12 protein-coding genes are annotated in these 15,387 nt (G+C 68.0%); 2 read left to right on the forward strand and 10 right to left on the reverse strand.

Going from position 1 to position 15,387, the window contains the following annotated elements:
- The first annotated feature begins 280 nt into the window (after window positions 1–280).
- Entirely contained in the window at window positions 281–3,358 is a 3,078-nt protein-coding gene (locus Pmi06nite_RS13810; RefSeq protein ID WP_203953369.1) for a DEAD/DEAH box helicase, read from the forward strand.
- A gap of 66 nt (window positions 3,359–3,424) precedes the next feature.
- On the opposite strand, the gene Pmi06nite_RS13815 is transcribed toward Pmi06nite_RS13810, so the two are convergent.
- From Pmi06nite_RS13815 to Pmi06nite_RS13830, 4 genes are read right to left on the reverse strand one after another with little or no spacing between them, the layout of a single operon-like run.
- The gene (locus Pmi06nite_RS13815) at window positions 3,425–4,726 is read right to left on the reverse strand and encodes an AAA family ATPase (protein WP_203953370.1); all 1,302 of its coding nucleotides are present in this window, start codon (window positions 4,724–4,726) and stop codon (window positions 3,425–3,427) included.
- Complete coding sequence (locus Pmi06nite_RS13820; RefSeq protein WP_203953371.1) at window positions 4,723–6,183, reverse strand: hypothetical protein; 1,461 nt, start codon at window positions 6,181–6,183, stop codon at window positions 4,723–4,725. The genes Pmi06nite_RS13815 and Pmi06nite_RS13820 overlap by 4 nt, the downstream gene beginning before the upstream one ends.
- A complete protein-coding gene (locus Pmi06nite_RS13825) occupies window positions 6,180–7,271 on the reverse strand; it encodes a hypothetical protein (protein ID WP_203953372.1) in 1,092 nt (363 codons plus the stop codon). The genes Pmi06nite_RS13820 and Pmi06nite_RS13825 overlap by 4 nt, the downstream gene beginning before the upstream one ends.
- Window positions 7,268–8,035: a hypothetical protein gene (locus Pmi06nite_RS13830; protein WP_203953373.1), complete on the reverse strand. Its 768-nt coding sequence runs from the start codon at window positions 8,033–8,035 to the stop codon at window positions 7,268–7,270. Before Pmi06nite_RS13830 ends, Pmi06nite_RS13825 begins: the two co-directional genes overlap by 4 nt.
- 109 nt (window positions 8,036–8,144) lie before the next feature.
- Here Pmi06nite_RS13830 and Pmi06nite_RS13835 point away from each other — a divergent pair, with 109 nt between their 5' ends.
- A complete protein-coding gene (locus tag Pmi06nite_RS13835; RefSeq protein ID WP_203953374.1) occupies window positions 8,145–8,603 on the forward strand; it encodes an NYN domain-containing protein in 459 nt (152 codons plus the stop codon).
- 65 nt (window positions 8,604–8,668) lie between these two features.
- Here the strand turns inward: Pmi06nite_RS13835 and Pmi06nite_RS13840 are convergent, their stop codons facing one another.
- From Pmi06nite_RS13840 to Pmi06nite_RS13865, 6 genes are all read right to left on the reverse strand, one after another.
- A complete protein-coding gene (locus Pmi06nite_RS13840) occupies window positions 8,669–9,058 on the reverse strand; it encodes a hypothetical protein (RefSeq protein WP_203953375.1) in 390 nt (129 codons plus the stop codon).
- Between the two features lie 136 nt (window positions 9,059–9,194).
- Entirely contained in the window at window positions 9,195–9,425 is a 231-nt protein-coding gene (locus Pmi06nite_RS13845; RefSeq protein ID WP_203953376.1) for a formate dehydrogenase subunit delta, read from the reverse strand.
- Window positions 9,426–9,429: 4 nt separating this feature from the next.
- Window positions 9,430–12,225, reverse strand: coding sequence for a formate dehydrogenase subunit alpha (gene fdhF, locus Pmi06nite_RS13850; RefSeq protein ID WP_203953377.1), 2,796 nt, complete (start codon window positions 12,223–12,225; stop codon window positions 9,430–9,432).
- Window positions 12,222–13,778: a formate dehydrogenase beta subunit gene (locus Pmi06nite_RS13855; RefSeq protein ID WP_203953378.1), complete on the reverse strand. Its 1,557-nt coding sequence runs from the start codon at window positions 13,776–13,778 to the stop codon at window positions 12,222–12,224. The genes fdhF and Pmi06nite_RS13855 overlap by 4 nt, the downstream gene beginning before the upstream one ends.
- A complete protein-coding gene (locus Pmi06nite_RS13860; RefSeq protein ID WP_275409568.1) occupies window positions 13,775–14,248 on the reverse strand; it encodes a formate dehydrogenase subunit gamma in 474 nt (157 codons plus the stop codon). Before Pmi06nite_RS13860 ends, Pmi06nite_RS13855 begins: the two co-directional genes overlap by 4 nt.
- A gap of 261 nt (window positions 14,249–14,509) precedes the next feature.
- A complete protein-coding gene (locus tag Pmi06nite_RS13865) occupies window positions 14,510–15,328 on the reverse strand; it encodes a MerR family transcriptional regulator (protein WP_203953380.1) in 819 nt (272 codons plus the stop codon).
- Window positions 15,329–15,387: the final 59 nt, after the last annotated feature.

A 15,387-nucleotide genomic window follows, 5' to 3' on the forward strand; every position in this document is an offset into this window, starting at 1 on the left:
TGACCTGGAAGTTACGTCACTTTTCGCCCAATTGGAACAAGTTTCGTCCACATTGCTGGAACTTTGGGTTGATCGCGGACAAAGTGTCAGCCTGATGCCCGTGGCCACCAGGGCTTCCCTCAGGGTGATCTTCCGGACGCCGGTCGCGGAATCCTGGAGGGGGCGCCGTCAGACAGGCGCGGAGAACACGTGGTCACTGATCAAGCCCGCGGCTCGCCTGCTCGAACAGATGCTAGAAATTTGCGGGAATCGTCGCCGCAGGGTCCTATAGTGCCGGCCTGTGAGCGATCTTCAGCCTGGCGTCTATGAGCACCTGGTCACTCGTGAACTCGGCGCCTTGATTCGGGCATTGCCCGACGATGGCCTGATCGACCGGCGTTCCCTTGATCCGGCGGATGCGCATGAGGCGTTGGCCCGGCACCTTGCCGCGCTGACCAGACGTGCGTTACGCGCCGTTCGAGGCGAGACGGATGCGGCGCAGCTGGCGCAACAGGTCGAGATCGCCAACAAGGTCGCCGAGTTGGTCGGCAGTCTGGTTCCTGACGCCGCGGCGCCGGATGAGCTGGTGGAGGCGGCGCAGGAGTTGCTGGGCGTCGCCCGAGGCCGGGATGCGACCGGGCTGGTGAGGTTCCCGCCGCGCCCGGTGATCCCGTTGACCACCAGCGCGTTGCTCGTCGCCGGCCGCGGGCAACCGGAGATCGGCCACGAACTCAAGCGTGAGCTGGCCTCTGCCGATCATGTGGATCTGCTGTGTGCGTTCGTGAAGTGGAACGGCGTACGGGTGCTGGCCGAGGCCATCGAGGAGTTCATCGCCCGTGGTGGGAAACTGCGAGTGATCACCACGACTTATATCGGTGCCACCGATCGTTTGGCGTTGGACCGGCTCGCCGCGATGGGCGCAGAGATCAAGGTCTCCTATGACACCCGGACGACCCGCCTGCACGCCAAGGCATGGCTCTTCCACCGCGCATCGGGGCTGTCCACCGCGTATGTAGGCTCCTCCAACCTTTCCAAGACCGCACTCAGCCACGGCCTTGAATGGAACGTCCGGCTCGCCGAGGCTGAGCAACCACACCTGATCGACACCTTCGCGGCGACCTTCGACGATTATTGGAGTGATCCGGCTTTCGAGTCGTACGACTCGGCACGGGATGCGGAGCGGCTGGACCGCGCGCTGGCGAATGAGCGGGGCGGCTCATCGGACATCGTCATCGACTTTGCTCATGTCGATGTACGGCCCTACTCATACCAGCGCGAAATCTTGGATGAGCTCGCGGCTGAGCGACAGGTACACGACCGGTGGAGCAATCTGGTGGTCATGGCGACCGGTACCGGTAAGACGGTGGTCGCCGGCCTGGACTACCGGCGACTGCGTGGGGCCGGGGAGGCCGAATCACTGTTGTTCGTCGCGCACAGGGAGGAGATTCTGCGGCAGAGCCTCATGACTTTCCGCCAGGTTCTGCGCGATGAGACGTTCGGTGAGCTGTTCGTCGGTGGTGCCCGGCCTGAGCGGTGGCGGCATGTGTTCGCCTCGATCCAGTCACTTCACACGCGGCCGCTTCCGTCGCCCGAGGCATTCGACATGGTCATCGTGGACGAGTTCCACCATGCCGAAGCTTCGACGTACCGGCGGCTGTTGTCGGAGGTGAGGCCGAAGGTCCTCCTCGGACTGACCGCCACCCCTGAACGGGCGGACGGACAGGACATCAAGCATTGGTTCGGTGGCCGCATCGCGGCCGAACTGCGCCTGTGGGAGGCCCTCGAACGAGGCCTGCTCGCTCCATTCCAGTATTTCGGCGTCCACGACGGGGTGGACCTGCAGGAGGTCGGCTGGCGACGCGGTCAGGGCTATGACGTGAACCAGCTCTCGGGTGTCTACACCGGCAATGACCGTCGCGTCGCTGTCGTGTTGGAGACTCTCAACCGCAAGATCGGCGATGTCGGCGGTATGCGCGCCATCGGCTTCTGCGTGGGCATTGAGCACGCTCGATTCATGGCCGACCGCTTCACTCGTGCCGGGATCCCCTCGATTGCGATCACGGCGAGCAGCCCGCCCGCTGAGCGCTCGCAGGCTTTGAAGGACCTGCGAGCCCGGAAGATCAATACGATCTTCACTGTCGACTTGTTCAACGAGGGTGTCGACATCCCAGAGATCGACACTGTGCTGTTCCTGCGTCCCACCGACAGCGCCACGATCTTCCTTCAGCAGCTTGGTCGTGGCCTGCGTCTCGCCGACGACAAGCCATGCCTGACCGTGCTGGACTTCGTTGGTCACCAGCACAAGCAGTTCCGCTTCGACCGCAAATATCGCGCCCTGACCGGCGCCAGCCGCACCGGCATCGCCCGAGAGGTCGACGAGGGCTTCCCCACCTTGCCGGCCGGCTGCGTCATCGATCTCGACCGCGACGTGCGCCGACTGGTGCTGGACAACGTACGGCAGGCACTCAGCCTCAACTGGAAGGACCTGGCCCGCGAACTGCGCGAGCTGGGAGATCTGGCTCTGCCGCAGTTCTTGGAGGAGACCGGCCTCGACCTGGAGGACCTCTACCGGCGTCGCGAAGGCTGGACCGCACTGCGCCGAACCGCGGGCCTGGAGGGCGAGGCGTCTGATCCGCGGATCGACAGGCAACTGGGACGGGCCTTCGGCCGCATGCTGCACATCGACGACGTTGAACGGCTGAGCTACATGCTCAAGGTGCTGGACGGTCATCTGCCCGAATCACCACGTGAACGGCGACTGCTTGCCATGCTGGACGCTGCGCTGTGGGGCGGCACCGCCTCCGTCGCCGAGATGGAGTCTCGGCTGCAGCAGTTGCACGGTGCACGTGGTGCCGAACTGAAGGCCCTGGCCGGCGTGCTGCGCTCTGGGATCCATCGTGTGGCTCCACCACTCGACCACCTGGTGCCCCTTCACGTCCACGCCCGCTATACCAAGAACGAGGCACTTGCGGCGTTCGGCGTCGACAAGCCTGCCCATATGCGCGAAGGCGTGAAGTACGTAGAAGAACACAAGGCCGACCTGTTCTTCGTGACCATCGACAAGTCCGAGGACCACTTTTCCCCAACGACGCTGTACCACGACCGCGCCGTCACCGAAGAACTGTTCCAGTGGGAATCCCAGAGCGGGCTACGCTCCAACACGGCCACTGCTCGTCGCTACATCTCCGGCGAGTCCACTGTTCACCTGATGATTCGCCAAACCAAACGCGACGAAGGCCTGGGCGCTCCCCCTTACATTTACGCCGGGCCGATGCGCTACGTCAGACACGAGAACGAACAACCGATCCGTTTCGTGTGGCGCCTGGACCACCCGCTCCCACCAGCGGTCTTCCACTACGCCAAGGCCACCGCAGGCTGAAAAGTTCTGTTACGTGATCAAGGTGTGGCGGGACGCCCGGGATGGCGTCGGTCATGCCGATGCCGATCAGGCTTGAACGCGGTGGTCGGACAGGTGGGCGAGGACGGCGTGGTTGGCTTCCCAGCCATCGGGGAATTTGACGGGCACGTTGAGCTGGACGCGCCCCGTGGACGGATGGTTGTCGAGCAGTTCGGCGATTCCCGCGCGGGCGACGACGATGCAGGCGTGGCGGTGGCGTGAGGTGAGCACGCAGAGGCGGCCGGATTCGAGGTGGAACGCGGTGGCGTCGCGCCGTCCTGACAGTGGGTGCAGGACGATCGTGACGTCGTATTCGCGGCCCTGGAGCCGGTTGGCGGTGTCGACGGTGATCCCGGCCGGCACGCCGGCGGCGCGGATGGCGGCGACCTGGTCGTTGTGAGCGCAGCCGATGGCGATGCGATCGGGGCTCACGGGATGAGTGTCGTTCTCGTCGTGGGCCACGGCTCCCCGTTGCAGGAGACGGGTGGCCAGACCGGCGCAGGCCTGCACGGCTTCGGCGTCGGTGCGGATCGTGTGCCGGTTGGGCAGTTCGTGGAGCGCCCATCCGGTGGCGGCGGCCTCGTTGAGCGTGCGGTCCCAGGCCACGGGGAATCCGGCGGTGGCGAGCTTAAGCTCGCGGTCGGCGGCAGCCGTACCGGATCGGAACGGCGCGAAGGGATAGAACGCCTCGGAGACGAGCGGGGCCGCACTCGCGGGCAGCCGCCAGGAGACGGGCAGTCTGTGGACGGGCAGGTCGTTGAGGCGTCCGATGACGGCGACCGCGCTCTGCATCGGGTCCCAGGCGAGGCCGGCCCAGCGTTCGGTGTCCACGACGGAGAAGGGGTCGAGTTGGCCGGGGTCGCCGACGAACAGGGCCCGGTCGAACAGGGCGGCGATGGCCAGCAGTTTGTCGGAGCGCATCTGGTAGGCCTCGTCGACGATCGCCCAGGGCCAGGTGCGTTCGGACACGTAGGCCCATTTGTCCGCGGTGGCGATCACGACCGTGCAGGCCTCGACCTGGTCGATCTTGTTGGAGGCTGTGACGCCGGGGTGTCGCGTCACGCGGGACGGGACGGTGAAGCCGTCGCTGTGCAGGCGGCCGATGGACAACCCGGGAGCCTTGGACGCCAGTTTGTCGGTGAGGTCGTCGACCTGCTCGTTGGTCTGAGCCACGATCATGAGCCGTTCACCCGAGCCCGCGAGCGTCATGGCCGCGGTGACGACCAGGGTCGTCTTGCCCGCCCCGGGTGGGGAGTCCACGATCACGCCTCGGTGCGGCCCGCCGGTGAAGTCGGCCAGGATGGCTGCGGTGGCGTCGGCGGCCGCCTGCTCAGGAGTCAGCGCAATCAAGACCAGGCCTCCTGGGCGTCTTCGTCTGTGGGGACATAGGGCGTGGGCGGTCCACCGTGGGTCCAGGGGGTGTCTTCTCCGCTGGGCAGGCGTGGGCGTTGTCCGCCGCTGGGGTCGAGTTCGGCGTAGCAGACGATCTCGCCGACCTCGGGGACGCTGCCGGGGGCCGGGGTGGAACCGCGCCCCATCTGGTCGTTGATCTGGATGACGACGAGGTCGCCGGCGATGCTGACGATCTCGGTCTTCTGCTTGCGATTACGGCTGGAGGAGAGCCTCTTGCCGGGCGAGAGCCTTACGGGGTCGCTGGTGCGGATCGTGACGAGGGGCCGAGGCGCCGCACGGGTCTTGCCGGGAGGGACGATCCGGCGGGTCGCGTCCACGGCGACGACCTCGCCGGAGAAGGCCTTTCCGGCCACGCGGTGCTCGGCCATGACGAGCGGGTCGTCGAAGGCCCGCTGTGCTTCATAGGTCTGCAGGGCGGATTCCAGGTCGGCCAGGCGGATGGCCGCGCTGACGGCGCCGTCGATGCGGCCCCGGGGGAAGCCGCCGTCGGCGAGGCGGGCGGTCTCACGGGTGAACTGATCACGATCCTTGGCCCACCGAGCGTCGACGGTCGCCGCTTCGGGAAGTTCACGGAGCAGTCGGACGGCCTGCCACATCAGCGTCCAGGTCGGTTCCAGTTGGGTGCGTAGAGCTTCGCGGACCTGAGCCGGGGAGCTTGAGGTTTCGTAGGCGCGGATCGCGTGGTCCAGGACCTGACCGTCGAAGTCGGGATGCGTTTCGGGTCCGGCGGGCGGAGAGGTGAGTGGGTCCTCCGCGGCCAGGGCCGCCTCTGGACCGTTCTGCCCTGCAGGTGGAGCGATCCAGGCGAGCTGTGTGGCGAGGTTGGCGTCCTCCATCGGGCTCTGCCCGGTGGCCCAGTGGAGGGCGAGTGCCTCGGTCATGGCGACCAACGCCGACGACCCCGCGTATTCGGCTCGTTCGGCGAGGAAGGTCAGCCATTGGCCGAGGACCGGCACGGACGGGTGCACCGGATAGGGGCCGTCGGCGCGACGGAAGCGGGTGGAGCGGCCGAGCAGTTTGGTGAAGGCGATCCCACCGCGGTTGGGCACCAGAAGTTGCGGTGCGTCGGAGGATCGTTCGTACGGCGTCTTCGCCTCCACCGTCTCGGTGACTCCGGCGAAGCTCTCGACGTACGGCAACATGACGTCGGCGAGTTCGGCCATGAAGGCGAAGCGCAGGTCGCGGTTACGAGGTTGGGGGACGACCAGGAGCCGTGGGTTCGCCGGGTCCGTGCCGACCAGCGCCGCCAGCGGAGCCGCGGCCTCGCCGGCGAGCTTCAACGGGATGAACACCATCGGCGTGGCCGACAGATGCACGTGCCGGACGGTCGCGACGGGCTGAGCCCGCCCGGTCTGTACGGCTAACGCGCGCGCGTAGGCGCTGATGACGCTCATGCGACCGCCTCGGTGTAGATCCGCCGGACGTACCGCAACTGTTCGGCGATCTCGGTCTGCTCGGGGGAGGCAGACCGGCTGCCGTCGGCGAGGCCGAGCGCGGTGGGGATGGACTCGACGCCACCCAATTCGTCCCGCGCGGTCCGCCCCAGCATGTCCGTCGACCCGCTGTCCCGAGCCTCGGCGCGGCAGAACAGCGCCATCTCGCAACTGGAGAGGCATTCGGGCGCGAACCGCGCGTCGACGGTGCTGACCGCCTTGGAGGGCTCGTCCGGGGACTGCGTCTCGATGTCGAAGGTGATCCCGACGGGCAGTTCGTCGAGGATGCGGTCGATGCGGGTCAGCCGGGACAGTTGCCGGTCGAGTGCGGCCAGTTGCTGGCGGACGTCGAGCAGCGTCGCGGTCGGATGGTTGGCGAAGTCCTTGGGGCAGACCAGCACGACATCGTGGGAGACGCGGTCGGGATCGAGGCCTTCGGACGCGAACAACGCACGCAGCGCGTGGACGTAGACCGCCGACTGGCGGGCCGCCGCCGCGACCTGTCCGGCGTCGGCCTGGTCGTCGATGACGGCGAAGGATTTGATCTCCACGACGTGGAAGCGGCCTTCGATCTGGAAGGCGATGATGGCCGGCTCGAGGTAGACCTGATGGCCCGCGACGCCGAGTTTCAGCAGCGGGTGGTCGAAGAGGGTGCCGGCTCCCTCGCCGTCGGTCGCGGCACGCTTGAGCAGCGCGCGCGTGCGGGTGTGCCGTACCTGATGGTTGTCGTTGCCGCCGACGTCGGAGATGTCGGAGTAGGACGCTTCGGAGATCGACAGGCCGAGCGTGTGGCGCAGCAGACGCAGTAGGTGGGCGCACCCGTTCGCCTTGACCAGGGCGTCGAAGGACTTGGCCCGGGTGATGGCGAACGGAGACTGCCCGAAGGGGGCGGGGTAGCCGAGATGGGTGGCCGTCTTCTGCTTGTCGATCCCCGCGGCGTCCAGGAGGGCACGCCGGTCGCAGCCGGGGTTGACGGCGAGCGCGGCGATGGTGCGGGCGTTGTGGTCGAGGGGCGCGGCGGGGCCGCGGAGCGTGTCGAGACGGGTCACGCGGTCCTCGCTGTCTTCAGTCCCGCGCCGAAGAGCCGGGTGACCTCGTTGAGCTGCTGTTCCGCGCGTTGGGCGGCCTCGCCGCGCTCGTCGGTGTCGCTCTCCTCGTGTACGGCGAGTTCGGCGCCCGCGGCGGCGATCACTTGGGCGGGATCGGCCTGGTCGAAGCCGTCCACAGCTCCCGGGATGTTCTGTGCCATCCGGGTCAGCAGGCGGTAGGCCGACGGTGAGGCGTCCTCACCCGCGCCGGTGAGCCGCATGATGTGCTCCGCGATACGGGTGGCCGAGGTCAGGAAGTCCGCGCGAGGGCTGAGCGGCCCGATGATGCGGCTCGGCAACGGCCACGTGCTGACGGCCAGCAGCCCCCGTGCCGGGGACAGCAACTCCGAGGTCAGCGCGGCACACAGATAGTACGGCCGGGCATAGGGCGAGGTCCGGAAGGACTTCTCCTCGTCCCGGCGCAGGCTGGTCAGCTGGCTGGTGGTGATGTGACCGGCGAAGAAGGCCTCGTTGACCGTCACGATCATTTTGGCGGCCGTCGGGACGCCCAGCAGGGTGAGCGCCTGATGGACCTGCTCGCGTACGGGGAGCAGAGGGGCCTTGGCCGGCTCAGGCTCGGGCTCCAGCGCGTCGTCCCAGGCCCGCTCGGTCTTGCGGAGCTCGGCACGCAACGACCGGACGGTCGCGTGATCCCCGGCCGCCTTGGCGGCCCGTATCTCCGAGCGAAGCCCGGCGATGCGTTTTTCCAGAGCGTCTAGTTCCACGGTCCCGCAGAGTATCAGAGGTCCCACGGGAAACCTAGAGATTCCACTTGCTTCCACGGATTTCCAGCATTACTGTTTCATGGCACAACGCTGGTGATGGGAGTGAGCGATGCGATCTCTGCGACAGGGACGTGCGATCCATCTTTTGGACATCGAGAACCTGGCGGGCTCCGCCCGTCCCGACACGGCGGGGGTCGAACAGGTCATGGCCGCCTATCGGCGGCTGGTGCCGATCGGGGAGATGGACCAGTTCGTCGTGGCGGTCAATCACAACGCGCTCGTCGGGGTCGGCCTCGCGTTCCACGGCGTGCAGTTGCTGATGCGCTCCGGCCCGGACGGGGCTGACAGCGCGCTGTCCGAGGCGGCGCTCGCCGATCGGGTGGATCTGCGGTTCGAACGCGTCGTCATCGGATCGGGCGACGGCTACTTCACGGACCTGGCGCGGTGGCTCGCCGATCACGGTGTGCGGGTGACCGTGGTCGCCAGGACCCGCAGCATCAGCTGGCGTCTGTACGTGGCCGTTAGCGACGTCGCCTACCTCGACCCCGCTGCGCCCCGGGCCGCCTGACCACTGAGTGGCAGGTGCACATGAGCGGACGAGCCGTCCGGGCTCGTCCGCTCCGATCTGTTCGGCTATCCGGAGATCTGGCTGCCCAGCGCGGCACGCGCCTCGTCCATCTTGTCGACGGACAGCGCCATGACGGCACGGCCCTGGCAGATCGACATCGGCACCAGCCACTCCACGTTGACGTTGGCGTTCGCCAGTTTGCGGGCGAACCTGCCCCCCTCGCCGGGTTCGTCGACGCAGGTGATCTGAAGCGCGGGGTGGGCCGTGTAGTCGATGCCGGCGCCCTCCAACGCGGCGACGGCGGCCGACTCGTCAGATGCGGTGAAGCAGACGACCCCATGATCGCCCGCGGTGACTCCGGCCAGTTCGACGTTGACGCCGTCGCGGCCGAGCACCTCGCATACGTGGGCCAGTTCCCCGGGCTGGTTCTTGAGTTCAACGGTGTAGATGTTCATGGCGACTCCCCCTGGTCGTGGCCCAATCACATCTCCATTGCGACGTTACTCCCGCCGCCGGCCGCGGCCGAGGCAGGGCCCGCCGCGTCGTCCCCGGACATGAAATGGGCCCCTCTTACTCAGAGGGGCCCGGACATCAGTTGCCGGTGGGTGGTGGCAACAGGGCGGCTGCGGCCACGGCCAGGGGATCGAGGCCGCTGCCGGGGGCACCCGCGTCGGCGATCAGCTTGGACCGCATCCGGGGATCCCAGAAGGTCCGGATGTGGTTGGCGATCTCCTGGGATGCGGCGGCCGGGTCGTGCCGCTGGAACTGGGCCGCGATCTCGTTCGCCAGGCGGATGTGAGGGGGAGTGTGCGTCGACGTCACGGTCTCACTCCGCCATCGCCGGAGCGGCCGGCGCCGGGGCCGGATTCCTCAGCGCCACCTCGACCGCGGTGACCTTGTACTCGGGACAGTTGGTCGCCCAGTCCGAATGCTCGGTGGTCACCACGTTGGCACCCGTCACCGGGTGGTGGAAGGTCGTGTAGACGACTCCGACCGGCATCCGGTCGTCGATCTTCACTCGCAGGCTGGTCTCCCCGACCCGGCTGGTCAGCGAGACCGTGTCGCCGTCGCGGACGCCGCGTACCTCGGCGTCGTGCGGGTGCATCTCCAACAGGTCCTCCGGATGCCAGGCCGTGTTGCCGGTGCGCCGGGTCTGGGCACCGACGTTGTACTGGGACAGGATGCGGCCGGTGGTGAGGATCAGCGGGAACTTCCGGGTGCTGCGCTCCTGCGTCGGCACATAGACGGTTTCGATGAACCGGCCCTTGCCCCGGACGAACTCGTCGATGTGCATGATCGGCGTGCCCTCGGGCGCCCCGTCGTTGCAGGGCCACTGCACGCTGCCGACCTGGTCGAGCTTGGCGAACGACACACCCGAGAACGTGGGTGTGGTCATCGCGATCTCATCCATGATCTGAGCGGAGTTGTCGTACTTCATCGGGTAGCCCATCGCCTGAGCGATCTCACACACGATCTGCCACTCGTGTTTGCCGGTCTTCGGCGCCATCACCGGGCGCACCCGGTTGATACGGCGCTCGGCGTTGGTGAAGGTGCCGTCCTTCTCCAGGAACGACGTGCCGGGGAGGAAGACATGTGCGTACTTGGAGGTCTCGTTGAGGAAGAGGTCCTGCACCACGACGAGATCCAGGGCCGACAGGGCGGCGGTGACGTGCTTGGTGTTCGGGTCGGACTGGACGATGTCCTCCCCCTGCACGAACAGCGCACGGAAGGACCCGTCGATCGCCGCGTCGAACATGTTGGGGATGCGCAGACCCGGCTCGGACTGCAGCGTGCGGCCCCACAGCGTCTCGAAGACACTCCGCACCGCGTCGTCGGACACGTGGCGGTAGCCCGGCAGTTCGTGCGGGAAGGAGCCCATGTCGCACGAGCCCTGCACGTTGTTCTGGCCGCGCAGCGGGTTCACCCCGACGCCCTCGCGGCCGATGTTGCCGGTCGCCATGGCGAGGTTCGCCATGCCCATCACCATGGTCGAGCCCTGGCTGTGCTCGGTGACGCCCAGGCCGTACATGATGGTCGCGTTGCGCGCGCCGGCGTAGAGGCGGGTCGCGGCCCGCACCTCGGAGGCGGGGACGCCGGTGATCTCCTCGACGGCCTCCGGGCTGTGCTCGGGGCCGGAGATGAACCGCTCCCACTCGGAGAAGTCCTCGCAGCGTTCGGCGACGAACTCGCGGTCCACGAGCCCCTCGGTCACCACGACGTGCGCCATGGCGTTGATCAGTGCCACGTTCGTGCCGGGCATCAGGCGCAGGTGGTGCTGGGCCTCGACGTGCGGGGATCGCACCAGGTCGATCTTGCGCGGGTCGGCCACGATGAGCTGGGCGCCCTGGCGCAGCCTGCGCTTGATCCGCGAGGCGAACACCGGGTGGGCGTCGGTCGGGTTGGCGCCGATGACGAGGATGACGTCGGCCTTCTCGACGGACTTGAAGTCCTGGGTGCCGGCCGACGTGCCGTAGGTCTGCTTCAGGCCGTAACCGGTCGGCGAGTGGCAGACCCGGGCGCAGGTGTCGACGTTGTTGTTGCCGAAGGCCGCGCGCACCATCTTCTGTACGGCGTAGACCTCCTCGTTGGTGCAGCGGGAGGAGGTGATGCCGCCGATGGCACCCGCACCGTGATGGGTCTGGATCTCGAGCATGCGCCGGCCGACGTACTCGACGGCCTCTCCCCACTCCACCTCACGCCACGGGTCGGTGATCCGCTCGCGCATCAGCGGCTTGAGCTGACGGTCGGGGTGGGAGGCGTAGCCGAAGGCGAAGCGGCCCTTGACGCAGGAGTGTCCCTCGTTGGCCTTGCCGTCCTTGTACGGCACCATGCGGACGACCTCGTCGCCGCGAAGCTCGGCCTTGAACGAGCAGCCCACGCCGCAGTAGGCACAGGTGGTGAGCACGCTGCGGGTCGGCATGCCCAGCTCGACCACGGAACGCTCCTGGAGCGTCGCCGTCGGGCAGGCCTGCACGCAGGCGCCGCAGGACACGCAGTCGGACTCCATGAAGCTGCCGCCGGCTCCTGCGGCGATCTTGGTGGCGAAGCCGCGGCCCTCGAGCGTCAGGGCGAACGTGCCCTGCACCTCGTCACAGGCGCGCACGCACCGCGAGCACGCGATGCACTTGCTGGCGTCGTAGTCGAAATAGGGGTTGGAGCTGTCGGTCGGCAGGTCGAGGTGGTTCTCCCCGTCGAAGCCGTAGCGGACCTCGCGCAGGCCGACGACCCCCGCCATGTCCTGCAGCTCGCAGTCGCCGTTCGTCGGGCAGGTCAGGCAGTCCAGGGGGTGGTCGGAGATGTACAGCTCCATGACCCCGCGGCGCAGCTCGGCCAGCTTGGGCGTCTGGGTGCGCACCTTCATGCCGGGCGTGCAGGGCGTGGTGCACGACGCGGGGGAGCCCTTGCGGCCGTCGATGTCCACGAGGCAGAGCCGGCAGGACCCGAAGGGTTCGAGGCTGTCGGTGGCGCAGAGTTTGGGGATGTCGATGCCGGCCTCGGAGGCGGCGCGCATCACCGAGGTCCCCTCCGGGACCATGACGGTCGTGCCGTCGATCTCCACGGACACGGTCGCCTCGCCCGGGCGGGCCGGCGTGCCGTAGTCCTGCTCCTTGATCAGGCTCATCGGCCTTCCTCCGTCGTCGTTCCGAAGTCACCGGGGAAGTGCGCGAGGGCGCTCTTCACCGGCATCGGGGTCAGGCCGCCCATGGCGCACAAGGAGCCTTCGGTCATCAGGTCGCACAGGTCGTCGAGGACTTTCAGGTTCTTCTTCCGGTCCACACCCGCGACGATCCGGTCGATGACCTCCACGCCTCGTACGGCGCCGACCCGGCAGGGGGTGCACTTGCCGCATGACTCGGCGGCGCAGAACTCCATGGCGAACCTGGCCTGGCCCGCCATGTCGACGGTGTCGTCGAAGACGACCACGCCGCCGTGGCCGACCATCGCGTCCGCCGCGGCGAAGGCCTCGTAGTCCATCGGCAGGTCGAACCGGGATGTGGGCAGGTACGCGCCGAGTGGACCCCCGACCTGGACGGCCCGCACCGGCCGTCCCGAACGGGTGCCGCCGCCGTAGCGCTCCACCAGGTCGCCGAGGGTGATGCCGAAGGCGGTCTCCACGATGCCGCCCCTGGCGATGTTGCCGCCGAGCTGGAAGACCTGGGTGCCGCGCGAGCGGCCCACGCCGAGATCGGCGAAGGCCGCCGCGCCGTCGGCGAGGATCATCGGCACCGAGCCGAGGGTGAGCACGTTGTTGACCACGGTCGGCTTGCCGAACAGGCCCTCGAGTGCGGGGATCGGCGGCTTGGCACGAACCATGCCGCGCTTGCCCTCCAGGCTCTCGAGCATGGAGGTCTCTTCGCCGCAGATGTACGCGCCCCCGCCGACGCGGACGAACAGGTCGAAGGAGAGCTCGGAGTCGAGGACGCGCTTGCCGAGCCAGCCGTGGTCGTACGCGGTGGAGATGGCCGCCCGCAGGGTGGCGATCGCGTCCGGATACTCCGAGCGGACGTAGATGTAGCCCTCGCTCGCCCCGGCCGCCCACGCGGCGATCGCCATGCCTTCGATGAGGGTGAACGGGTCACCCTCCATCAGCATGCGGTCGGCGAACGTTCCGCTGTCGCCCTCGTCGGCGTTGCAGCAGACGAACTTCAGCTCGGACTTCGCCTCACGGACCGTCTTCCATTTGATGCCCGCGGGGAAGCCCGCGCCGCCGCGCCCGCGCAGGCCGGACTCGGTGATCTCGGTGACGACCTGTTCGGGGCTGAGCGACAGCGCGCGGCGCAGGCCGGCCAGTCCGCCGTGCGCGACGTAGTCCTCGGCGGAGAGGGGATCGACCACGCCCACCCGGGCGAACGTGACGCGCGTCTGGTCGCGCAACCAGTCGATGTCCTCGGTGAGGCCCAGGCGCAGGGGGTGGTCCGCGCCGTCGAGCATGCCCGCCGCGACCAGTTCCCCGACGTCTTCCGGCGCGACCGGGCCGTACGCGATCCGGCCGGAGGGGGTCTCCACCTCGACGAGCGGCTCCAGCCACAACATGCCGCGAGAGCCGTTCCGGACGACGCGCAGGGGCCGCCCGGCCTCGGCGCCGATGGCATCCGCCACCTCGTCGGCGCCCACGGACCGGGCGGCGGAGTCGCGGGGCACGTAGACGGTCGTGACCCCTCCGGAGGTGCTCATGCGCTCACCTCGATGATGCTGTCCAGCCGCTCAGGACTGACCCGGCCGTACAACCGTCCGTCGACCTGGACCGACGGGCCGGTCGCGCAGTTGCCGAGGCAGAAGACCTGCTCCAGCGTTACGGCGCCATCCGCGGTCGTCTCACCGAAGCCGATGCCGAGCCGTGACGTGGCCCTGTCCGCCAACTCGGCCGCGCCCACCGCCTGGCACGCCTCGGCCCGGCAGATGCGTACGGTCCTGCGACCGGGTGGGGTCTGCCGGAAGTCGTGATAAAAGGTGATGACGCCGTACACATCGGCCCGCGACAGGTTCAACTCGTCGGCCAGGATCGGGATCGCCGCCGGATCGACGTGCCCCATCTCTTCCATGACGGCGTGGAGAATCGGCAGCAGAGCACCGCGGTCGTCACGATGTGACGCGACGATCGATCGCACCCGATCTTCCAATGATTGCGTGGGCAACGACGTCATGGACAGCCTTTCCGAATCGCGGGACCCCTATAAAGGAACCGTCCTTTCATTTCGACGGCAGGTCCAATCGAAATCCGCTATCGCCTGATAGGCGCTGACTATCAGTGCTGGCCAAGCCGGATTTTCGCTAACACAACGTTTCTTCGTCATTCGGATGCCGGACCGCGCACACCGGTCGATCCCGGTTTCCGGCGAGGCGTGTGTTCCGGTCCGAGGAGACGGGGAGAGCCGCCAGGACGGGGAGAGCCGCCAGGACGGCCTCTATGCGGGGCGGGTGACGGCTTCCTGCAGTTCGGTCACCCAGGTCGCGGGGTCGCCGTCGCCGTAGTGGAGATACACCTCGCGGGCGACTCCGGAGCTTTGGTGGCCGTTGTCCTCGATCCACCGGGCGAGCTGCCCGTACGTGCTGCTCACGTCGTCCATCGGCCCGTGGTGGATGACCGTGGCCGCCTGCTCGATGGCGGGCAGGTCGACGACGTCGAAGTCATAGGACTTGCCCGGCTCCATGTTCACCGGGGCTCCGGCATGCACCCGCACGCCTTCGGGGACCGGCTCGTAGTAGGCGACCGCCGGGCCCGTGATGACGAGTCCGGCTTCGCCCAGCCGTCTGGTCAGGTCCCCGTACAGAGCCTGGACCACGGGGCCGATCTTGTCGGACTCGTAGCTCTCCGCCGTATCGCTGAGCTCGGCGAGGCGGATCGCGGGGACACTCTTGATCACGACGTCTGCGGGCATGACGCCCTCCGTTTCGATCATCCGGAGCCTCGCCTCGACTCTGGCCAGCCGGGCCGTGTCGTCGGCCACCTGGGCCTCCAACTCCGCCTGGCGGAGCCGCAACATGCCCCGCAACTCGTCCGTGCCGACCTTCTCCTCGAGGATCCGCCCCACCTCATGGAGGCTGAGGCCGAGGTCCTTGAGCGCGAGCAGCCGGTTGAGCCGGGACAACTGCCCCGCCTCGTAATGGCGGTAGCCGGTGACCCGGTCGACCCGGGCAGGCCGCAGCAGTCCGAGCGCGTCGTAGTGGCGCAACATGCGCACGGACACGCGGCCGAGGCGGGCGAAGTCTCCGATACTGAACATGACGCCTCCGGTCTATGGCCTCACACTGTGTCAGGGTCAACCGTGCCGGGGGCGACCCG

Source organism: Planotetraspora mira (assembly GCF_016863275.1).
Taxonomy (GTDB): domain Bacteria; phylum Actinomycetota; class Actinomycetes; order Streptosporangiales; family Streptosporangiaceae; genus Planotetraspora; species Planotetraspora mira.